Source organism: Bacteroides sp. OM05-12, from assembly GCF_003438995.1.
In the GTDB taxonomy this organism is placed as follows: Bacteria; Bacteroidota; Bacteroidia; order Bacteroidales; family Bacteroidaceae; genus Bacteroides.
In genome coordinates this window covers 248,129-271,113 of record NZ_QSUN01000004.1, presented here as the reverse complement: position 1 = coordinate 271,113, position 22,985 = coordinate 248,129, and the positions used below count along the sequence as shown (strand labels likewise).

At 41.5% G+C, this 22,985-nt stretch carries 17 protein-coding genes and 1 tRNA gene; 10 read left to right on the top strand and 8 right to left on the bottom strand.

The features are described from left to right. Positions 1–23 precede the first annotated feature (23 nt). The 3 genes from DXB63_RS05740 to DXB63_RS05730 all read left to right on the top strand — a co-directional run bounded on the left by DXB63_RS05740 (position 24) and on the right by DXB63_RS05730 (position 6,536). Entirely contained in the window at positions 24–3,068 is a 3,045-nt protein-coding gene (locus tag DXB63_RS05740; protein ID WP_122125435.1) for a glycoside hydrolase family 2 TIM barrel-domain containing protein, read from the top strand. A 68-nt stretch (positions 3,069–3,136) separates the two neighbouring features. Continuing rightward, positions 3,137–5,017: an alpha-L-fucosidase gene (locus DXB63_RS05735; RefSeq protein ID WP_122125434.1), complete on the top strand. Its 1,881-nt coding sequence runs from the start codon at positions 3,137–3,139 to the stop codon at positions 5,015–5,017. Positions 5,018–5,021: 4 nt separating this feature from the next. Continuing rightward, a complete protein-coding gene (locus DXB63_RS05730; protein ID WP_122125433.1) occupies positions 5,022–6,536 on the top strand; it encodes a sulfatase in 1,515 nt (504 codons plus the stop codon). Positions 6,537–7,008: 472 nt separating this feature from the next. On the opposite strand, the gene trxA (DXB63_RS05725) is transcribed toward DXB63_RS05730, so the two are convergent. The 7 genes from trxA (DXB63_RS05725) to DXB63_RS05695 all read right to left on the bottom strand — a co-directional run bounded on the left by trxA (DXB63_RS05725) (position 7,009) and on the right by DXB63_RS05695 (position 13,761). Then, positions 7,009–7,476, bottom strand: a complete 468-nt coding sequence (trxA, locus tag DXB63_RS05725; RefSeq protein ID WP_122125432.1) for a thioredoxin — start codon at positions 7,474–7,476, stop codon at positions 7,009–7,011. Between the two features lie 3 nt (positions 7,477–7,479). After that, on the bottom strand, positions 7,480–7,776 hold the full coding sequence (gene trxA / locus DXB63_RS05720) for a thioredoxin (protein WP_122125431.1): 297 nt from the start codon (positions 7,774–7,776) through the stop codon (positions 7,480–7,482). Between the two features lie 139 nt (positions 7,777–7,915). Then, a complete protein-coding gene (locus DXB63_RS05715) occupies positions 7,916–10,087 on the bottom strand; it encodes a S46 family peptidase (RefSeq protein ID WP_122125430.1) in 2,172 nt (723 codons plus the stop codon). A 109-nt stretch (positions 10,088–10,196) separates the two neighbouring features. After that, positions 10,197–12,362, bottom strand: a complete 2,166-nt coding sequence (locus DXB63_RS05710; RefSeq protein ID WP_122125429.1) for a S46 family peptidase — start codon at positions 12,360–12,362, stop codon at positions 10,197–10,199. A 62-nt stretch (positions 12,363–12,424) separates the two neighbouring features. Beyond that, positions 12,425–12,497, bottom strand: a tRNA-Trp gene (locus DXB63_RS05705). A gap of 49 nt (positions 12,498–12,546) precedes the next feature. Next, positions 12,547–13,131 (bottom strand): uracil-DNA glycosylase family protein, encoded by a 585-nt coding sequence (locus DXB63_RS05700; protein WP_122125428.1) that lies wholly within the window; start codon positions 13,129–13,131, stop codon positions 12,547–12,549. 3 nt (positions 13,132–13,134) lie between these two features. Further along, the gene (locus tag DXB63_RS05695; RefSeq protein WP_122125427.1) at positions 13,135–13,761 is read right to left on the bottom strand and encodes a hypothetical protein; all 627 of its coding nucleotides are present in this window, start codon (positions 13,759–13,761) and stop codon (positions 13,135–13,137) included. Between the two features lie 173 nt (positions 13,762–13,934). Here DXB63_RS05695 and DXB63_RS05690 point away from each other — a divergent pair, with 173 nt between their 5' ends. The 3 genes from DXB63_RS05690 to DXB63_RS05680 all read left to right on the top strand — a co-directional run bounded on the left by DXB63_RS05690 (position 13,935) and on the right by DXB63_RS05680 (position 17,098). Further along, positions 13,935–14,978, top strand: coding sequence for a sugar kinase (locus tag DXB63_RS05690; protein WP_122125426.1), 1,044 nt, complete (start codon positions 13,935–13,937; stop codon positions 14,976–14,978). Positions 14,979–15,055: 77 nt separating this feature from the next. Continuing rightward, entirely contained in the window at positions 15,056–16,315 is a 1,260-nt protein-coding gene (locus DXB63_RS05685; protein ID WP_122125425.1) for a putative DNA modification/repair radical SAM protein, read from the top strand. 18 nt (positions 16,316–16,333) lie between these two features. Then, positions 16,334–17,098 (top strand): TIGR03915 family putative DNA repair protein, encoded by a 765-nt coding sequence (locus DXB63_RS05680; RefSeq protein WP_122125424.1) that lies wholly within the window; start codon positions 16,334–16,336, stop codon positions 17,096–17,098. 605 nt (positions 17,099–17,703) lie between these two features. Here the strand turns inward: DXB63_RS05680 and DXB63_RS05675 are convergent. Continuing rightward, positions 17,704–18,675, bottom strand: a complete 972-nt coding sequence (locus DXB63_RS05675; RefSeq protein WP_369869582.1) for a lytic transglycosylase domain-containing protein — start codon at positions 18,673–18,675, stop codon at positions 17,704–17,706. A gap of 100 nt (positions 18,676–18,775) precedes the next feature. Here DXB63_RS05675 and DXB63_RS05670 point away from each other — a divergent pair, with 100 nt between their 5' ends. The 4 genes from DXB63_RS05670 to DXB63_RS05655 all read left to right on the top strand — a co-directional run bounded on the left by DXB63_RS05670 (position 18,776) and on the right by DXB63_RS05655 (position 22,959). Next, a complete protein-coding gene (locus tag DXB63_RS05670) occupies positions 18,776–19,765 on the top strand; it encodes an aminodeoxychorismate synthase component I (protein ID WP_122125422.1) in 990 nt (329 codons plus the stop codon). Beyond that, positions 19,749–20,342 (top strand): aminotransferase class IV family protein, encoded by a 594-nt coding sequence (locus DXB63_RS05665; protein ID WP_122125421.1) that lies wholly within the window; start codon positions 19,749–19,751, stop codon positions 20,340–20,342. The genes DXB63_RS05670 and DXB63_RS05665 overlap by 17 nt, the downstream gene beginning before the upstream one ends. A gap of 71 nt (positions 20,343–20,413) precedes the next feature. Next, positions 20,414–21,646: a Cof-type HAD-IIB family hydrolase gene (locus DXB63_RS05660; protein WP_122125420.1), complete on the top strand. Its 1,233-nt coding sequence runs from the start codon at positions 20,414–20,416 to the stop codon at positions 21,644–21,646. Positions 21,647–21,723: 77 nt separating this feature from the next. Further along, positions 21,724–22,959, top strand: a complete 1,236-nt coding sequence (locus DXB63_RS05655) for a hypothetical protein (RefSeq protein ID WP_122125419.1) — start codon at positions 21,724–21,726, stop codon at positions 22,957–22,959. Positions 22,960–22,985: the final 26 nt, after the last annotated feature.

Here is a 22,985-nt window from a genome sequence, read left to right as displayed (position 1 = left end):
CATTGGTATTTATAAAATACATTATGAAGAACACTTTTAGAATATTGTCTTGTATCTTGCTGTTGGTTACCGGATTTATAAATGCACAACAGCTACCGGAGTGGCAAAGTCAGTATGCAATAGGGTTGAATAAACTTGAACCCCATAGTTATGTATGGCCGTACTCCAATGAAAAAATGGTTGTCGAACGAAATCATGAGGCTTCGTCTTATTATGAGAGTTTAAATGGGAAATGGAAGTTTCATTGGGTGAAGAATCCTGATAATCGTCCGGTGGAGTTTTATAAACCGTCTTTCTATGTAGGCGGATGGGCTGATATCAATGTGCCGGGCAATTGGGAGCGTCAGGGATACGGAACTGCCATTTATGTAAATGAGACGTATGAGTTTGACGACAAAATGTTCCACTTTAAAAAGAATCCGCCGCTAGTGCCTTATCAGGAAAATGAGGTTGGTTCTTATCGTCGTTCGTTTACTGTTCCTGCGGGATGGGAAGGTCGTCGTGTGGTATTGTGCTGCGAAGGTGTTATTTCTTTTTATTATGTATGGATTAACGGTAAGTTTGTAGGGTACAATCAAGGTTCTAAAACACCTGCAGAATGGGATATTACCGATAAGTTGCAGAAAGGGGAAAATACAATAGCCCTGGAAGTTTACCGTTGGAGCTCAGGCTCCTATCTGGAGTGTCAGGATATGTGGCGATTGAGTGGCATTGAGCGTAATGTTTATCTATATAGTACTCCTGAAACGTATATTGCCGATTATCATGTGACTTCGTTATTGGATACGATAGATTATAAGGATGGTTTGTTTAGTATGAATGTTCAGGTGAAGGGAGCAGATGTTTCCGCTGTGTCGTATAATTTGTTGGACGCAAAGGGACAAGCTGTTTTGTCCGGCAATCTGGTAGCACCTTATGTTTTGAAGGAACAAGCATTAACGGGTATTAAGCCTTGGAGTGCTGAGCATCCTAATCTGTACACGCTTGTTCTTCAATTGAAAGATAAAGCGGGCAAGGTGATTGAAACCACCGGTAGTCGTGTAGGATTCCGTACTTCTGAAATTAAGAACGGACGTTTCTGTATCAATGGAACGCCGGTACTGGTGAAAGGAGCCAATCGTCACGAACATTCGCAGTTGGGACGTACGGTCAGTAAGGAACTGATGTTGGAAGACATCAAGCTAATGAAGCAGCATAACTTGAATACGGTTCGTAACTCACACTATCCGACAGACCCTTATTGGTATGAGCTTTGCGACCAGTATGGACTTTATGTGATTGATGAAGCGAATATAGAGTCTCACGGTATGGGTTATGGGAAAGAATCGATTGCCAAAGATTCTACTTGGTTGACGGCACATATGGATCGCACGAAACGTATGTATGAACGTTCTAAAAACCATCCGTCTATTGTCATTTGGTCATTAGGTAACGAAGCGGGTAACGGTATCAACTTTGAACGTACGTATGAGTGGATGAAGTCAGTGGAGAAGAATCGTCCGGTACAGTACGAACGTGCCGAACAAAACTATAATACAGACATCTATTGTCGTATGTATCGCTCGGTAGAAGACTTACTGGCTTATGTGAATCAAAAAGAGCCGAAAGTATATCGTCCGTTCATAATGACCGAGTACTTACATGCAATGGGTAATAGCTGTGGCGGATTACAGGAATATATGGATGTGTTTGAGAACGAGCCGATTGTTCAGGGAGGTTGTATCTGGGATTGGGTAGATCAGTCGTTCCGTGAGATTGATAATTCAAATGGAAAATGGTATTGGACGTATGGTGGTGATTATGGTCCTAAGGATGTACCGAGCTTTGGTAATTTCTGCTGCAACGGGCTTATCGGCGCAGATCGTGTACCTCATCCACATTTACTTGAAGTGAAGAAACAATATCAATATATCAAATCAAATTTGATTGATGCCAAAAAGTTAAAGCTTTCCATTAAAAACTGGTATGACTTTACCGACTTGAATGCTTTCACGTTGCATTGGTCGGTAACCGGTGATAACGGAACGGTGCTGGCAAAAGGAGAGAAAGTGGTGGATTGTACTCCTCATGCAACTGCTGAATTGGTGCTGGGACAAGTGAAACTTCCTACCAATATCCGTGAGGCATATCTCACGTTGAGTTGGACACCACGTGAAGAACTTCCATTTAGAGGAAAAGATTTTGAAGTGGCTTATGACCAGTTTGTGTTGTCGGCGAACAAGAATGCTCGTTATGATCTTCCGGTAGCAGAAGGGAAGACATCTATTGGAATAGATAAGAAGACCGGGGCACTTACTTCCTATTGTTTTGAAGGTAAGGAGATGCTCGCATCGCCTGTTGTACTGAGTCTTTATCGTCCGGTAACGGATAACGATAATCGTGAAAAGACCGGAGGTGCTAAGGCTTGGAAGAAGGCAGGTCTGGATCATCTTACTCAGAAAGCTGTGGCAGTAAAGACAAATGATAAGGGTGGTACGGCACAGGTACAATTACTTAATGCGAAAGGTGTGAAGATAGGTGACGCTACTTTCGTCTATACCTTGAAAGGCAACGTTTTGTCTGTGAAAACGACTTTCGTGCCGGATACTTCGGTTGTGAAATCACTTGCCCGTATCGGTTTGGCATTTGAGATGCCTTATCTATATAATAAGGTGTCTTATCTTGGACGGGGAGAACACGAAACTTACGTTGACCGCGATCGCTCCGGTAAAATAGGTATCTATCATACCGATGCTGAGGCAATGTTCCATTATTATGTCCGTCCGCAGGCTACGGGCAATCGTACCGATGTTCGTTGGGCAACTGTTACCGACGGGGATGGCGAAGGTTTATTGTTCGGATCGGGTAAGAACTTCCAGTTCAGTGTTGTCCCGTTTACAGATGAGAATATAGATAGTGCCGATCATATCAATCAATTGGAACGTACAGGTATTGTAACGGTACATCTGGATGCGGAACAAACGGGAGTGGGTACGGCTACTTGTGGACCGGGTGTATTGCCGAAGTATTGGATTCCGGTAAAGAAACACGAATTCAACTTTACGTTTAGTCCATACAGGGAGAAATAAGAAGATGCGTTTATTATGGGAAACGCAGAAATGTGAAATAGGAAGAATTATATAAAACTGGAAAATTTATGAAACTATCAAGGCTTTTATTTGCGGTTATTTTCATTTGCTTGTGTGCAGTTGGGTGTACGCAGCAAAAGGAAGAGTATTATGTAAAGCATGTTTCCTTCCCGGAAGGAGCTACTGTGGAGCAGAAAATAGATATGGCTTCACGTCTTGTACCGACACCACAACAATTGGCGTGGCAGCAGATGGAGCTGACCGCTTTTCTGCATTTCGGTGTGAATACTTTCACCGGTAGGGAATGGGGTGACGGTAGTGAAGATCCTGCTATTTTTAATCCGGAGGAATTGGATGCCGAGCAGTGGGTGAAGGCTTTAAAAGACGCGGGTTTCAAAATGGCGATATTGACCGCGAAGCATCATGATGGTTTCTGTCTGTGGCCTACAAAGACTACGACACATTCTGTAGCTTCTTCTCCTTGGCGTGGAGGTAAAGGCGACGTTGTTCGGGAGTTACGCAATGCTTGTGATAAATACGGACTGAAGTTCGGTGTTTATCTTTCCCCGTGGGATCGTAATGCGGAATGTTACGGGGATTCTCCGAAATACAACCAATTCTTCATCGAACAGTTGACGGAACTTCTTTCAAACTATGGTGAGATCCATGAAGTGTGGTTTGACGGTGCATGTGCCGAAGGTCCTAACGGAAAGAAGCAGGAGTATGATTGGGATGCTTTCTACAAGACTATTACTCACCTGCAACCGAAAGCGGTAATGGCTATCATGGGCGACGATGTTCGCTGGGTGGGTAATGAAAAAGGTATCGGACGTGAAACGGAGTGGAGTGCCACAGCACTTACTCCCGGTATTTACACTCGTTCGAAAGAGCAGAACCAACGCTTGGAACTCTTTGAAAAAGCTCCTGATTTGGGTGGTCGTGACATCGTGGCTAAAGCATCCGAACTTTTTTGGTATCCTTCTGAAGTCGATGTCTCCATTCGTCCGGGATGGTTTTACCATGCCGATCAGGATGAACAGGTGAAATCATTATCACATCTGGCGGATATTTATTTCAAGTCTGTCGGTTATAACTCTGTTTTATTATTGAATATACCTCCTGATAAGCGCGGCCTTATCCATGAGAATGATGTAAAGCGTATCAAGGAACTTTCTGATTATCTTACGGAGACATTTGCTGACAATAAACTCAGAAAAGGGGATGTACTTTGGCAGGCAACTGCAAACTCTTCTAAGGAATATGACGTGGAGAAAGATGCGGTGTTCAATACTTTCCTTATTCAGGAAGATATATCAAAAGGGCAACGTGTAGAGTCTTTCACTGTTGAAGCTCTTATCGATGGTATTTGGCAGCAATTAGGCGAAGGTACTACAGTAGGTTATAAACGTCTTTTACGTTTTCCTGAATGTAAGGCTGAGAAGATAAGAGTAACGGTAAATGGTTCCCGTGGTATTGCTAATATATCGAAAGTCGGTTTATTCTATGCCCGTCCATTGACGGAGGAAGACGCTGCGCTGAAATTGAGTGATGTTCCTGTAAACGGTTGGAAAGTATTAGGTTCGGATAGCGATGCTCAAAAGGCAATTGACGGTAATCAGGCTACCTATTGGAAAGCAGATGGAATGACACCACTTGTGGTCGATATGGGTCAGGCGATTGATGTGGCGGGATTTAGTTATGCTCCTGTCAACGGGGATGATAAATCCGGTACTATCTATAAATATCGTTTCTATGTGAGTAACGATGGTCAGGATTGGACAGAATGCGACGCCAGTGGCGAGTTCAGCAATATCATGCACAATCCGGTTCCTACGTTCGTACGTTTCGGTAGAAAATATCCTGCCCGTTTCTTTAAACTTGAACCATTGGCGGAGATAAATAATAAGAATTTTATAACGATTGGTGAAATTGGAATTTTAACAAAATAATCAGATGAAGTATCCTATTTATTCCCTTATGGCAACGGCATTGCTTTCAGGCAATGTCCTTGCCCAGCAAAAGCCGAATATCATTCTTTTCTTAGTGGATGATATGGGTTGGCAGGATACGTCCTTACCGTTCTGGAAAGAGACGACCGAGTTGAATCGCATCTATGAAACGCCTAATATGGAGCGTCTTGCGAAGATTGGTGTGAAGTTTACCCATGCTTATGCTTGTCCTATCAGTTCTCCCTCACGGGTAAGCCTGTACACCGGTGCCAATGCGGCACAGCATAAAGTGACGAACTGGACGTTGAAGAAAGATACGTCAACAGATCGTGAAGACCCTGTTCTGAACTTTGAGGCGTGGAATTATAACGGTTTGTGTCCCGAACCGGGTTTGGAACATGCTTTCTATGCGAAATGCTTACCACAAGTTCTTCGTGAAAACGGTTATACGACTATGATGGTAGGAAAGGCGCACTTCGGCTCGCTGGACACTCCTGCTGCCGATCCGTTGGCAATTGGTTTTGACTATAATATTGCCGGACATGCTGCCGGAGCAATGGGAAGCTATCTGGGGGAAGATAACTACGGAAATGTGGATGATTCGGAACACTCCAAAATATGGGGAGTACCCGATTTGGAGAAGTATTATGGTAGTGACACTTTCCTGACCGAAGCATTGACACGTGAAGCGGAAGGATTGATAGATAAGGCACTTGACAAGTCAAACCCGTTCTTCCTGTATATGAGTCACTATGCTGTGCATGCTCCGTTTAAGACAGATAAACGTTTCTATCAGAAGTACATAGATAAAGGTCTTACCCATAGGGAAGCTCAATATGCTGCTTTGTTGGAAGGTATGGACAAGAGCCTAGGCGATTTAATGGACTATGTACAGCAAAAAGGTATTGCAGACAATACGGTTATCATCTTCATGTCTGATAATGGAGGTTATACGATAGGCCGTACTGATAAGAACTTTCCGTTGAGCGAGGGTAAAGGCTCGTTGAAAGAAGGGGGTATTCGCGAACCATTGATTGTTTATTATCCAAATGTAACCAAACCTTCTACTATAAATGATACACCGGTTATCATTGAAGATTTCTACCCTACCATACTGGAACTTGCCGGAGTTTCCGATTATCAAACGCCTCAGACGATAGATGGAAAGAGTTTTGCTGCACAATTAAAAGGACAGGAAGGCGATAAAGAGCGTGCTTTATTTTTCCATTATCCGAATAATTGGGGAGAGAGAGTCCAAACGACCGGTGCTCCGCAAAGTGCTATCGTGAAAGGTGATTGGAAATTGATCCATTATTATATCACGGGCGAGAACTGTCTTTACAACTTGGAGGATGATATTTCGGAAAAGGATAATTTATCTGTCCGCTATCCTGACAAAGCAAAGGAATTGGCAAAGGAGTTGAGTGATTATCTGAAAGCACAGCATGCAACAATGCCTATTTTGAAAGCTACAGGTAAGTTTGTTCCTTACCCGGATGGTAGTCAGGTGTTGCGATAACTATCTTTCATCTTTCAGTTTGCAAAATATCATCTGATATACAAACGATTAACCTGAATGATGCTAACCTTCATTCATCATTCAGGTTCTTTTTCTTTTGATTTTACCGAATAAAACTCTTCTATAGTAAAGTTCAGTCTAAATGCCTGTTTGTCAGTAGCGCAATGCGTAAACTGAAGGTTTGAAAGAGCTTTTGAAGCAATCCTGTTTTAGCGTCATTTTCTCTCAGTAAAATGCAGCTTTTTATCCATACCGATAAAAGGTGCAGGATACTCTTTCTGTCAGCATACAGTCGGTTGTTTGCAAACGATAGGAGTTTGTGAACAAAGGACCGTACGTTTGAATTCAATCGTGCGGTCCTTTTTTTCAAACATAAGGTCGTTTGAAAAAAACATCAAGATGAATAAAAAAAATCACCCTGATGAATTTAAAAAACATCAAGGTGATTGAGAATAAAAATTTGGAAATATAGTTATTTGGTTGGTTGTCCTAACAAAACCGTATCGACCGCTTTTTTGAAAGTCTCTTTATCGGCCGCTCCCATTATAACTTGTGGCTGACCTTTTACGGGGATAAACACAATAGTAGGTAAGGACTGGATGCCCATTGCCCGTGAAAGGTCTTGCTCTTTATCCGTATCTACTTTATAAATGGTAATCTTTCCTTCGTATTCTTTTGCGAGTTCTTTCATAATCGGGGAAACTCTGCGACAAGGTCCGCACCAGTCTGCATAAAAGTCAATGACAACAGGTGTCGTTCCTTCATACTTCCATTCTTTGTTGGTCTTATAGTTAAAGATATTTTTCAGAAACATATCGTTGTTCATCTGAATAACTTCTCCGCTTTCTGCCGTATTAGCTTTGCTTTCGCTGCTATGTGCGCAAGCAAAGTTCACAATACCCCCCATGATAAGGGCTAATATTAAAATTCCTTTTTTCATCTTTTATTCGTATTTTTCGATCACTTCTTTCAATTCCCGGGCGTGCATTACCCCTGTATGTTTCCATAACACTTCTCCGTTTTTGAATAACATTAACGTAGGTATGGATTGTATTTTATACTGGTTAGCCAGTTCCAAGTACTTGTCTACATCAATCTTTGCAACTCGAATAGCGTCTCCTTTCATTCCTTTCAGTTCTTCCAGAATGGGTTTCATCGCTTTACATGGTCCGCACCATTCTGCAAAGAAATCTATTAAGACCGGTACATTGGAGGTTATTAGTTCTTCAAATCTTTCCATAATTGTCTCCTTTCTAATTTAAACCTAAGTATGACAATAATCACACTTTTGTTAAATAGAACGTAAATATAACGCTAAATGTTCATACGTAGGTGCGTCCGTAATTTTATTTATGCAAAAAACATTCTTTTCAACAATGTTATTCTGTAATAGTCAACTCGTTGATTAAGTGTGATGCACCGGCGAATTTATCAATTATAAATAATGTATAACGGATATCTACACATGCTGCCCGCTGTAAGGTCGTTTGAAAAGCAATATCACCGGTGAGGCCTTCCCAATTACGGTCAAATCCTGTTCCGATAAGCTCTCCTTTGGCATTAAATACCGGGCTGCCGGAGTTTCCTCCTGTATTATCGGTGTTGGTGACGAAACAGATTGGCATTTCTCCGTTTTCCATCGCATAACGTCCGAAGTCCTTATTTTCATAAAGTTCTTTTAGTTTGGCGGGTACTACGAATTCAAAGTTATCCGGATCTTCTTTCTCCATAACTCCTTTCAAAGTAGTATACCAATTGTATTCGATTCCATCTGTCGGGCGGTATGAACCTATACGACCGTAAGTTAACCTCAAAGTAGAATTCGCATCGGGATAGACAGGTGTTCCTTCCTGTTGTTTAAGGTTCATCATGCCTTCTACCCAGACTTTATGCGCTAAATTATATGCGTTTGTTTCTTTTTTCATGGCGATTCCCATATCATTATATCCATTGCGTACAGATTGTGAATATTGAACCATGAGGTCTTGTTCCAATTGTTTGAGCGATGGTTTGGCTAGGAATTTAGATAAACGCTCGGGAGAACTGAAGATGGAACGATCAAAACAAGCATCGACAAAAGCATCGCTGTTACCCTTATATTTCTTATCTATTAAATTGAATATATCGATACGTTGCTCTTTAGGGATGAGTTCACTGTATAATTTAAGCATCTTTTTAGAGACGATACGGTCTACTTCCGGATTATAGCTTTTATTGAAAAACAGTTCTCCGTCTTTACGCAGTTCATTGGTATATTTGTCGATAGAATCCTTGCTGCTCTTTCCTTGATATGCATTCATCAGTTTCTTGACAGAAGGTATGCGCGAAAACTCTGTTCCCAGATATAATGCTTCGTAGATGGCTTGTTGGTGGTAAAGGGCATCACGACGCTTGCCTACGATAGAACGGATCTCGTCGAATGCTTTTTGATAAGAGTTATCACCGATGGTACGTCCATAAGCCAGGAGTTTTTCTTGTTGAGCCTTTTTTGTATCCAACACATGAAGGCTGATTAAACCTTTGTTCATACCGATTGCATTTTTCCAATAATTAGCGGAACTGGCATATTTGCTTGCATATTGGATACGTATAGCCGGGTCACGCTGCATTTCTGCCATCATTGCTTCCTGACGTACTCCGCGAACTTTTTCACGCATAAAGTTGGTAGTTTGCATACGTTCTTCCACTTCGTCGGAAATCATATATCGCCAGTTACGTCCGGGGAAGCCCATGACAAAAGTGAAGTCACCCTCTTTTATTCCGGCAAGACTGATAGTCAAGTGCTTCTTTACTTTTAAAGGAATATTATCGGTTGCATATTCAGCAGGTTTACCGTCTTTAGTCGCATAGATCCGGAAAATAGAGAAGTCTCCTGTATGACGTGGCCACATCCAATTATCCGTATCTGCACCAAATTTACCGATAGAAGAAGGTGGTGCGCCTACCATTCGTACATCTTTATATTCTGTCTTTACAAACAGATAATATTTGTTGGCACCATAAAAAGGTTTTAACTCCAATATGGTAAATGGTGTTTTCTCTATTTTATTAGCTTCTGCAAACCGGTCTGCTACCTTGGAAAGATAGGACGGAGACAGATAATTGGTTCCTTCGGGATCTTCATCCTTGGCCAGTTGTTCCTTTACATAGGAAGTGACGTCTAGGATTTGATCGATGAAAGTCACCGATAAGTCCTTACAGGGAAGTTCTTCTTCACGGTTCATGGCCCAGAAACCATCCGTCAGGTAATCATGTTCAACGGACGAATGTTCTTGTATATAGCCATAACCGCAATGATGATTCGTCAACACAAGTCCTTCGGAGGAAATGACCTCTCCCGTACAGCCGCCTCCGAAGTGTACGACTGCATCTTTTAAACTGATATTGTCAGGACTATATATCTGATCTGTTTTGATGTCGAGTCCCAATTCATACATAACGGCTGCATTCTGCTCTTTCAAGTCAGTAAGCATCCACATACCTTCATCAGCATAAGACGATAAGGATGAGAATCCCAGTATGGTACAGAATATAAAAGATTTCTTGTTCATGGTATATAGGTTATAAAAAACACGGATTATGAGGATTACACAGCTTTTGTTATTAAAAAGGAAACCGTGAGAACCACATAACCCGTGTCTTTGGAAGGTTATATATTATTTATTCTACGATTGTCATTTCATCAATCAAGTGTTTTGCTCCACCTAATTTTTCGATAATGAACAATACATAACGGATGTCTACATTGATACAACGTTGCTTTTCATTGTCGAAATTGATGTCACCGCTTAACGATTCCCAGTTGCCATCAAATGCAGCACCGATAAGTTCACCGCGTGCGTTAATGATCGGACTGCCGGAATTACCGCCGGTAATATCATTCGTGGAAGTGAAACATACCGGCATTTCTCCGTTTTTCATTGTATAACGTCCGAAATCCTTTTTAAGAATCAGTTCTTTCAATTTGGCAGGAACATTAAATTCACGGTTATTCGGATCTTCTTTTTCCAGAATACCATCTGTTGTCGTATAATAGTCATAATGCACCGCATCTTTAGGATCATACGATTTAACATTTCCGTAAGTCAGACGGATGGTGAAGTTTGCATCCGGATATTGAGGGGTAGGAGCATTCATTTCGCCAAGTCCGCGTACATAAATCTTATATAGGCTTAGTAATTGCATTCTTGAATCCTTCATCTTTCCCTGCAGTTCATAGAGCTTTTCCCATTTTGCTGCTGCAAATTGTCTCATCAAGTCTTTATCAATTGCTTTTTTGTTTGGTTTCTTGATGAATTTATTGAAATTCTTATCATTAGCAAAAATAGTATTGTCATACAAAGCATCTACATATTTGTTATAATCGCCTTTAAATTCTTTCTCAATAGTTTGGTAGAAAGCCGGGCGTTCACTGGCCGGAACCATTTCGGCATATAAAGGAAGTATTACTTTTGCCACTTTCCGGTCTACTTCATGGTCATAATCTTTATCATGGATGTTCGCATAAGATTCCTTTAATGTCTGTATGCTGGCATTGAGAAGTGAATCATTCTTTTCATCAAGTGCCTGTTTTAATTGCTCCATAACCATATAAGGAGTACCATATTCGATTCCGGAAGAAATAGCTTCGATGAGGCAAGTCCACTGATATTCCAAATTATTACCGGCTTGTATTGCCTGATCTATATTGGAAACAACTTCTTGATATTCTTTATTATTGACTCTTTTTGCAAATTCGGCAAAGCGGGTTTCTTGTTCTTTTTTACCTTCCAATACTTTATTATCTACAATAGCCTTGTTCATGCCGATGGCGTTTTTCCAATAATTGCTTGAACGTGCATATTTACTTGCGTATTGGATACGTACTTTATCACTTTTATCCATTTCCGATTTTAATACCTCTTGGCGTGCTGTGCGGATTCTGATACGGGGCGTATTACTGCAATCCATCATTTGCTGGATGCCGGATGCCGTAAGGTAACGTTCTGTACTTCCCGGGAATCCCATGATCATAGTGTAATCACCGTCTTCTATGCCACGCAAGGAGATGGCGAAATGTTTCTTGGTCTTCAACGGAACATTGCTTTCATTATAATCAGCCGGTTCTCCGTTTTCATTTGCATAGATGCGGAACATTGAGAAATCTCCGGTATGGCGTGGCCACATCCAGTTGTCTGTTTCTCCACCGAATTTACCTACTGATGAAGGAGGAGCGGCAACCATACGTACATCACTGTACACTTTTTCAATAAAGAAATAATAACGGTTTCCTGCATAGAATGGCAATAATTCACTTTGGTAGCCGAATTTATCAGCATATCCATGTACCGATAACAATGAATCGGCTATAGTGCTAAGGAATTTATAAGTGAATGATTCGGCTTCTGTGACTTCTTTATCAGCTATCTTTTTATTGATGATGTCTGTAACATCTTCTATCTTTTCAATGAAAGTAAATTGGAGTCCCGGAGTCGGGATTTCTTCTTTGCGGTTCATTGCCCAGAATCCATCTGTCAGATAATCGTGTTCTACGGATGAATGTTGCTGGATTGCGTCATAACCACAATGATGATTGGTTAGGATAAGTCCTTCCGGTGAAATGATTTCTCCGGTACATCCTCCTCCGAAGATACCGACAGCATCTTTCAATGAAACTTTGTTCGGGTTATAAATGTCGTCCACCTCCATTTGTAATCCTTGTTTTTTCATCATGTCGGCTAGGTGTTGTTCCTGCATGAGTTGTAGCAGCCACATACCCTCGTCTGCTTGGGCTGTGAATAGCGGCAATGTACAAAGAGCCACTAAGATAAGTCTGATGTTTTTCATACTTCTTATAAAATTAATGATTGTAAATTTGTTGTGCGGTGAAGATAATCGGATATCAACAGCACGGGAGGAGAGGCTCGAACTCCCGACACCCGGTTTTGGAGACCGGTGCTCTACCAACTGAGCTACTCCCGTATTGCGGCTGCAAAGATAGTTGAATATTCCGTATCTGCAAGTCATGCTGTTATAAAAGTTCTAATTCATTAAACATCTTTCGATAAGAATCCGCTTTCTCCTCCAGTGGCTTTGGATAGGCACGTGAAGAAGAAGGCATTCGATATAAACGCATCTCCCGTTCTTCAAATTTGAAAAGTGAATAGTCGCCTACTTTGGGCTCTTCCGCTTTTATTTGAGCACGTAATGTGTCCGTTGCTTTTTGTCCGGTAGTGACAATGGCCCGGCAAAGTGGAATATGGCGGAGCAACAATGGTATATCTGTTGGTTCCACTACTTCTAGGAATTTATCGGAAGCATTGTCTTGCAATCGGCGGATAGAAGTGGCGGAGTCAAATAGGGCAATACCTTTTTCTTGTAGAAACAAAATTAGTTTTTCCCTGTCGAACGCTTTCTTTCCCGGCATTAAGAAATGCTCTTTGTCTTGAAAGAATATCCATCCGAAGATACGCCACATATCATTTTGAAGATTAGGGTAATAAAAGTCCATACTCCATCTTTTCCTTTGTGGAGGAAAACTTCCGAGCATCAACAGTTTTGCATTTGCAGGAAGAAATGGTTTTAGAGGATGTTCTTCTATTGCTACAGGTTCCATGAGTTATTCTGCTTTTTTTCTGCGCTTTTCGCTTTTTGCAAGCATGATAATATTAAAAACATATTCGGTCATCCACTCTTCAGAATATCCCAGACGTTCTTTATAGGCACGAACGTTTTTAGCTACGGGTCTTATATCGTCTGATTTCCAATTCGTCTTGGTCAGAATATCATGTATGCTCTTTTCCGTCATGCTGTAAAGAGCCTTACGGAAGAACTTAGGTACTCCGAACTTCCATTTCATCAGGTTTCCGATAATCATCATCAGGTCACTGCTGAACCCTTGGAACATAAACAAATATGTTTTTATATCATTTTGAGTTTTGCAACCCTTTTTTATAGAGGCGTCTATTTCTTTAAAGAATGATTCACTAAGCCCATAATCCTGCATCAGCATTTTACGTGAATGTGATTTTTCTGCAATGCCGAGTTTACCACCTTGTGTCTGTACCTTATATACATGTTTGTATAGAGCGACATCCGGTAAAAAACGAATATTGGTAACCCCTAGATTTACTGCCATAACAGATTGGTAGTATACACGGATAAGCGTCATAAAGTTCTCAACTTTGCTTTGGTCGATGTCGCGGATTTCAGTTTCTTTGTTAAATAACTTTTGAAATATATTCATCTTTGTTCTTCCTTTAATTTGTTTACGGTTGCAAATCTACATAAAATAATCGGATTTGCCTTATTTTCAGGACATGAAGAAAATAGTATTTTATTGAGAGAATATACGCATAAAATTATTATTTTTGCCATACGTTTAATTGTAGTGATTGCATTTTAATAGGTAATAGATTGATGGGAAAGAAAATTGTAACTTTTGGCGAAGTTTTGCTGCGCCTTACCCCTCCAAATTGTTTAAGAATTAGGCAGGCTGATAGTCTGATTGTTAAGTATGGAGGTAGCGAAGCAAATGTTGCTGCATCACTGGCCAATTATGGCTTGGATGTGGAGTTTGTAACCCGTTTGCCGCAGAATGAAGTGGCGGAGGCTTGTATGGGTGCATTGAGAGCGATAGGTATTGGAACTCGTCACATAATACGTGGTGGGGATCGTCTCGGTATTTATTTTTTGGAAGATGGAGCCTCTATGCGTGCATCCCGTGTGGTTTATGATCGTGCCGGCTCTGCTTTTTCCACTATACGCCCCGGAATGGTGGATTGGGAACGGGTATTTTCTGATGCCGACTGGTTTCATTGGTCGGGTATTGTTCCTGCTTCTTCACCGGAGGCTGCCGAAGTTTGTATGGAAGCAATAGAGGTGGCGGACCGTATGGGATTAACCATTTCCTGTGATTTGAATTACCGGAAAAATCTTTGGAAGTATGGAAAGACTGCTTTGGAGGTGATGCCGGCAATGGTTGCCAAAAGTGATGTGATATTCGGTGCAATGCCTGAATATAAATATACACTTGGCGTTGAGGATGTTCCTTTTACTGCTGTGGATGCTCGTTATAAGTTGGATGAGGGTGCTTTCTTGAAAGAATGCCGTTTGATTGAATCGAAATATCCTCGTTGTCACAAGATGTTTATTGAATTGCGTAATTCTTTGAGTGTAAACCACGATATCCTTGCCGCAGTGCTTTACTCCGAGGGGACATTAAAGGTCGCTCCTGTTTATGATATCGATCATGTTGTGGATAAGGTTGGGGTTGGCGATGCTTTTGTGGGAGGCATGATTTACGGACTTGTGGCTTATCCTGACAATGACCGAAAGGCGCTTGATTTCGCGTTGGCAGCTTCAGCATTGAAGAACACGGTCTATGGTGATTTTAATCAGGTCACAGTTGAGGAGGTTGAGAACTTGATGAATGGTAATACATCAGGACGGGTGTCCAGATAATGCAAAAATATTCTTTTTTACCATTTGAATATTGCTTGGAAATTCATTTTCTTTGTGTCTGATATAAAGAAGGTGGAATGAAAGAAAGTGTGTTGAAAAAGCTGAAAATATTGGCGGAATCGGCTAAATACGATGTGTCGTGCGCCTCCAGTGGTACGTCCCGTTCCGGTAAGAAAGGAGAACTGGGGAGTGCTGCCGGATGGGGTATCTGCCATAGTTTTACTGAGGACGGAAGGTGTATCTCGCTTTTGAAAATAATGCTGACCAACAATTGTATGTATGACTGTGCTTATTGCATTAACCGCCGCAGTAATGATGTTCCTCGCACTACACTTTCTGTTTCCGAATTGGTGGAACTGACGATTGAGTTTTATCGGCGTAACTATATTGAAGGGCTTTTCCTGAGCTCGGGTGTGGTGCGCAGTCCGGATTACACGATGGAAAGACTTGTACGTGTGGTAAAAGATCTCCGTCTGATACATCGTTTTCATGGTTACATCCATTTGAAAAGCATCCCTGGTGCCAGTCAGGATTTGGTGAACGAAGCAGGATTGTATGCCGACCGTCTTAGTGTAAATATTGAGATACCCAATGAAGAGAGCCTTCGGACACTTGCACCGGAAAAGGATTTTAAAAGTGTTTTTACTCCGATGAAGTATATCCAGCAGGGAGTGTTGCGGAGCAAAGAGGAACGACAGGTATTTCGTCATGCACCACGATTTGCACCTGCGGGACAGAGCACACAAATGATTGTCGGTGCTACGGCAGATTCCGATCATGATATTCTCAGGTTATCTTCGGCTCTTTACAGTCGTCCCACGATGAAGCGTGTCTATTATTCCGGATATATTCACGTCAATAGTTATGATACACGTTTGCCGATGTTGAGGCAACCGCCGCTTGTTCGTGAAAACAGGCTTTATCAGGCTGACTGGTTACTGCGTTTCTATCAATTCAAAGTGGACGAAATCGTGGATGATTCATACCCGAACCTTGATTTGGAGATTGATCCGAAACTTGCATGGGCATTGCGCCATCCGGAACAATTTCCGGTAGATATAAATCGGGCGGATTATGAAATGTTATTGCGTGTACCCGGTATCGGGGTGAAATCTGCCAAACTGATCGTTGCTTCCCGCCATTTTTCCCGTTTAGGTTCTTATGATTTAAAGAAGATTGGGGTGGTGATGAAGAAGGCCCAGTATTTTATCACCTGTCGTGAATTAGCATCGCCTACGGTTAACGAACTTACTCCGTTGGCGATACGTACGCTTCTTATTCCCAAAGGGAGGAAGAAGATCGATAACGACCAGTTGGAACTGCCGTTTCAGGATTAAAAAGGGGAGGAGAGAATCATGCGGGTGTTTGTTTATGATTATACTTTCGAGGGGATGCTTACTGCTGTATTTGAGGCTTATTCCCGTCGTTCATTTCCGGATTTATTAATGCGGGAAGGAGATGTATTGCCCCTTTTTTGTGAGGAAACCTTTCAGGTTTATACAGATCAGGAGAAAGCAGACCGTGTATGGTCTGCCTTAGTAAAAAAACAGTCGACGATGGCACTTACAAGGCTTACCATGTGTTGGCTCTCCGAATTGCCGGATGTAGGTATGCTCTTATTTCGTTATATCCGTAAAACGATCGATGCTCCGGCTTCTATCGAACTGAATTTTGCCGATGAAGATGTATTGGCGTTAACCAAACTTTGGAAGAAAGTTGCCAATGAACAGACTCGTATTCTCCAGTTTCTCCGTTTTCAGAAAGCACAGGACGGTACTTATTTTGCAGCAATGGAACCACTTTATAATGTATTGCCATTGGCGGTAAATCATTTTAGTAACCGTTTTCGTGACCAGCGTTGGTTGATCTATGATTTGAAGCGCAGCTATGGTTATTATTATGATTTAAGGGATGTTACCGAAGTACGTTTTGAAGAGAAAGCAGAACATTTGGTTACAGGAATGTTGGATAAGTCTTTGATGGCGGAAGATGAAGAACTCTTTCAACGTATGTGGAAAACTTATTTCCAGTCTACTACTATACGGGAACGGTTGAATCCCAAGTTGCATCGGCAGAATATGCCGGTACGTTTCTGGAAATATATGACGGAAAAGCAATGATTTCGATACATTTTAGCATATTACGTAATTTGTAAAAAGTACCTTCACCTTATCACTATTTCCTCCTTTATGGTTGATTGTTAAATGGTTATGGTGAAGGTACTTTTTTAGTGAACTGCACCCCAAAATTTGTGTATCCTTTGTAAGAAATTCAGAAAACGTGGTTCGCGGATAACACTGATTAGGCTGATTATGACGGATTAATAATTTTAAAATCCGTCTTCATCTGCTCAATCCGTGTCACCCGCGAACCATCGGTCTTTCTTGACTATAAATTTGTAACTAAAAAAGTGCCTTCACTGTACTACCTTATATACCAGATACTTATCTTTAAGCAGTGAAGAGGTGAAGGCAGTTTCAACTAAAACTAAAAACGCTTAAAGGGGCGTTGCCGATCGCCTAAGGGAGCGTTAGCAATCGCTCAAGGGGGCATCGGCTAACGCTCCCTTAGGTGTAAGGCGATGCTCCCTTAGGCGATTGCTCCATTTTTATACAGGTATTAAAAACGTCCTTATGTTTATGAATAAAGGACCGTATGATTGAAGTCAAACGTACGGTCCTTTGTTTGCAAACTCCTATTGTTTGTAATCTCCTTAAAAGCATCTCTATTGCATGATCCAATCCGGGTTATGCGGACGAGTCTTTGCCGGGTTATAATTTATCGATTCTTGAGTAGGAATCTTTAGAATATAAGTTTTTCCACTTTTATTTTGCAAAGAAGTATCTCTCAACCAGGGATTGGAATCCTTTAGTTGGGCGTAATTTATTCCTTGTTCTTTTGCGAATGTTGTGAGGTCGGCAATCGGGGTGGTAACGGCCTTTTCTGTATAAATCATTGCGGGATAAAGATTCTCCCGACGAAGACGGAAACCATAGTGTGCCGGATGAGAGAAGACAAGTTTTGCGGCCATGATGCGGAATATATAGCGGGACGTTTCTTCATTGAGCCAAAGGTCTAGTGCGGTATCGGCTTGTTGCTGTTCCAATGAAGAGGAGATGCGGCGTTGTCCTGCATTATAAGATGCGGCAACGCTCATCCAGTCTCCGTATTTGGCGTAAGCCTGTTTTAAATATCGGCAGGCGGCTCTGGTAGCTTTCTCTATATGGTAGCGTTCGTCCACGTTGGCATTTACCTCCAACCCAAACTCTTTTCCGGTAGTGTCCATAAATTGCCACAGTCCGGCAGCACCGCGTGGAGAACGTGCCCGTGTATCCAAATTACTTTCGATGGTCATCAGGTACTTAAAATCATCGGGCACACCGTTTTCTTTTAGTATCGGCTCTACTATCGGGAAGTAACGATTGGCACGTTTTATCATCAGCAGGGTAGTAGAATGCATATAGGTGAAAGCAGTCAACTCCCTGTCGAGCCGTTCTCGGAGGTCATAACGTCTGACATCTATCTCTTTTCCGGCAAAGTTTATTTTGGTCGGGACTTCCGGTGAGAAGATATTATATGGAGTATTTGTCTGTTGCTGCGAAGTCGTTGTAGCTCCGCTTATCAGAAAAGGTATGGATATGGCAATAGCAATGACAACAACGGTGGTAAGTATATTATAACGGGATATTTTCATGATTGCTTTTTAAAATTCAGGAGCAAAGATAATATATCTATCTTCAAAATCCTTTTTTGAGGGATTTATTTGCTTACCTTTGCTTTTAGAAACAAAAGAGTATATGAAGCTATATAATAAGATGGAAGCGATAGAAAAGATGAATGTCCTTTCTGCCGGAGGCAAAGCATTTATCTTTATCATTGACTACTTGCAGGAACATGTTTATATAGAAGAACCGGGGGATATCTCTTCTTCGGAACTGCTCTACAATCTGAATGGATTTACGAATGAGGAGTCGGGATACGTTCGGCAAACTTGCCCGAAACAAGTGGAATGGGATGCTCGGCCGATGACTTTTCAGGAATATGAGCGTTCTTTCAGTCATGTACAAAAGAATATTTTAGCAGGGAATAGTTTCCTTGCCAATCTTACTTGTATGACTCCTGTTTGTACAAACCTGACTTTGGAAGATATTTACCGTTATTCCCGTGCTTTATATAAGGTATGGTTAAAAGACCGTTTCGTAGTCTTTTCTCCCGAGATATTCGTTCGCATACAAAATGGGCATATCAGTTCCTTTCCGATGAAAGGAACTATGGATGCTACTTTGCCTGATGCCGACCGCTTATTGATGGAAGATAAGAAAGAAGCGGCAGAGCATGCAACGATTGTAGACTTGATACGCAATGATTTAAGTATTGTTGCTGATCATGTCAGGGTTTCCCGTTATCGCTATATTGATACGTTGCAAACCAATCGCGGGCCGATTTTACAAACCAGCTCGGAGATAACAGGGAAGTTGCCGGAGGATTATCTGCAACGTTTGGGAGATATTGTTTTCAGTATGCTTCCGGCAGGCTCTATTACCGGTGCACCGAAAAAGAAGACAGTAGAGATAATCTCGGAGGCAGAAACCTATGAACGCGGCTTTTATACGGGAGTGACGGGATGTTTCGACGGGAAAAATCTGGATAGCGCAGTTATGATTCGTTTTGTGGAACAGCGAAACGGTCGGCTTTATTTTAAAAGTGGAGGTGGCATTACCCATCAAAGTGATGTACACAGTGAATATGAAGAAATGAAACAGAAAGTATATGTGCCGATTTATTGAAACCATTCAAATCGGGAAAGGGATTGTACAGAACATTCATTATCATAATCAGCGAATGAACAATACCCGGAAAGAGATATTCGGTTTGACAGAACCGCTTGATTTACTGGATTATATAGACGTATTGCAGACAGGTGATTGTGTAAAGTGCCGTGTCATATATGGTGAAGAAATACAAGAAGTTACCTATGCGGCTTATACTATGCGCCCGGTTCATTCTCTTAGACTGGTTTACTCGGATTTGATTGAATACCAACATAAAAGTCTTGACAGGGAGGCTTTGAATGAACTCTTTTCCTTACGTGATACGCAAGATGATATACTTATTGTAAAAAACAACTTCTTGACCGATACTTCCATCGGTAATATAGCCTTAGAGAAAGCTGGAATTTGGTATACGCCTGCATCTCCTTTGTTAAAAGGAACCAAACGTGCCGCTTTATTGGACAAAGGCGTTTTACAGGAAAAAGAGATTACTGTTGATGAAATTTACTTATATTCCCATATGATGATCTTCAATGCAATGATTGATTTCGGCAGCCTGACTCTAGAGATAAATGTCGACACTATTCGTTAATATTTATTTATAAATGAACCTTTTGTGCGCGGTTTCCTTTATATTTGTTAGACATAACAAAAAAGAAAACCATGCAATACAAATTATTGGTACTTGATGTAGACGGTACTTTGTTAAATAATGAGAGAGAAGTAAGCAAACGCACACATTCGGCATTGATGAAAGTGCAGCAAATGGGAGTACGTATTGTGCTGGCTTCTGGACGACCGACTTATGGTGTGCTTCCTTTGGCTGAAAAATTGGAATTGAATCGCTACGGTGGTTATATTCTTTCTTATAACGGTGGACAGATATTTGATGCCAAAAGCGGTGAATTGCTTTTTGAAAAGAGAATCAATCCGGAGATGCTCCCTTATCTGGAGAAGAAAGCTCAAAAGAATGGATTTGCCCTTTTTACTTATCATGAGAATTTTATTCTTACGAATCAGCCTGAAAACAAGTATGTGCAACAAGAAGCGGCTTTAAACAATATGGAGGTACGCGCTACTGATATGTTTGCGATAGAAGTAGATTTCTCTCCTTGCAAATGTATGTTGGCAAGTGAGGATGAGATAGCTTTGGTAGGGTTGGAAGAACATTGGAAAAAACGTTTGGCAGGAGTCTTGGATGTATTCAGATCGGAACCTTATTTCTTGGAGGTAGTACCGCAATTTATTGATAAGGCAAATACTTTGGGAGTATTGCTTGCGAAATTAGATATTCAGCCGGAAGAAGTGATTGCTATCGGTGATGGTGTTTGCGATGTCAATATGATACAGCTTGCCGGATTAGGTATTGCTATGGGTAATGCACAAGACTCGGTACGTCGTTGTGCAGATGTTGTAACAGCCTCCAATGAAGAAGACGGTGTGGCGGTAGCGGTGGAAAAGGCAATCATATCCGAGATTCGAGCATCCGAAGTTCCTTTGGATAAACTGAATGAACAGGCACGTCATGCACTGATGGGAAACTTGGGAATACAATATACGTATGCTTCGGGAGACAGAGTGGAAGCCACTATGCCTGTGGACGAGCGTACCCGTCAACCATTCGGTATCCTGCATGGTGGAGCTACGCTTGCCTTGGCGGAAACGGTGGCCGGACTCGGTTCGATGATTCTCTGCAATCCGGATGAATTTGTCGTAGGTATGCAGGTAAGTGGCAACCATATGTCGTCTGCACACGAAGGAGACACAGTTCGTGCGGTTGCTACGGCTATCCATAAGGGACGTTCTTCTCATGTATGGAATGTAGATGTCTTTACTTCTACCGATAAACTGGTTTCGTCTATCCGTGTAGTCAATAGTGTAATGAAGAAACGGTAATAATTTTATTATATCAGGCGAACCGTATAACGTTAAAAAAGTCTATCTTTGCGCCCTGAATGTAAAAAACATACAGGATGAAGAAATATATCTTACTTTCAGTGGGCGTATTGATGGTCTTAGGCAGTTTTGCTCAAAATAAAAACTTTACTTATAAGTTTTACGGACAGATACGTACAGACCTTTATTATAACTCCCGTGCCAATGAGGAAACGGTAGATGGTCTGTTTTATATGTATCCGAAAGATATAAAGGAGGATGCGGATGGAAAAGACCTGAATGCTACGGCAAACGGTAGTTTTTATACGCTTTATACCCGTGCCGGATTGGATGTTACAGGCCCGATGTTGGGAAAGGCAAAGACTTCTGCCAAAATAGAAGTGGATTTCCGTGGTTCGGGAACGAGTTACTCCATGATACGTCTTCGTCATGCCTATTTGAGTTTGGACTGGAAGAAGTCCGGACTTTTGCTGGGACAGGCTTGGCATCCGTTGTATGGTGATGTAGCTCCTCAAATTCTGAACTTGGCAACCGGTGCACCTTTCCAACCCTTTAGCCGTGCACCGCAAATACGTTATCAATATAAAGTTTCTGATGTCCGGTTGACAGCGGCGGCTATTTGGCAATCGCAATATCTTTCTGCCGGACCTGTGGGAAAGAGTCAGAACTACATAAAGAATAGTTGTGTCCCGGAATTTTATGTAGGTGCGGATTATAAAAAGAATGGTTGGCTGATAGGTGCCGGAGTCGAACTATTGTCCTTAAAACCCCGTACGGAATCAGTTATGAAGGATGCAAACGGTAATGATAATACTTATAAAGTGGATGAACGTATTACGACACTGTCTTATGAGGTACATTTGAAGTATACCGATAAAGATTGGTTTGTAGCGGCAAAGAGTCTTTTAAGTTCTAATCTGACGCATACTTCCATGTTGGGTGGCTATGGAATAAAAGAGGTTGATCAACGTACGGGTGAACAGGAGTATACTCCGATTCGTAACTCCAGTACTTGGGTAAATGTCGTTTATGGGCAGAAATGGAAACCGGGAGTATTTCTTGGTTATATTAAAAATCTGGGAACAAAAGATGCTTTAGTGTCTAAATCATTGTATGGCACAGGTACGGATGTGGATCAAGTGGTGACAGGTGGAGCCGAACTGACTTATAATCTCCCGCATTGGAAGTTTGGTTTGGAATATACGTTATGTTCTGCATGGTACGGAGATTTGAATGTTTCTAATGGTAAGATTACGGACACTCATTCCGTACGTAATAACCGTGTTGTAGCTACTGCCATATTTATGTTTTAGCGGAGACGGGCAATTCATGCCGGATG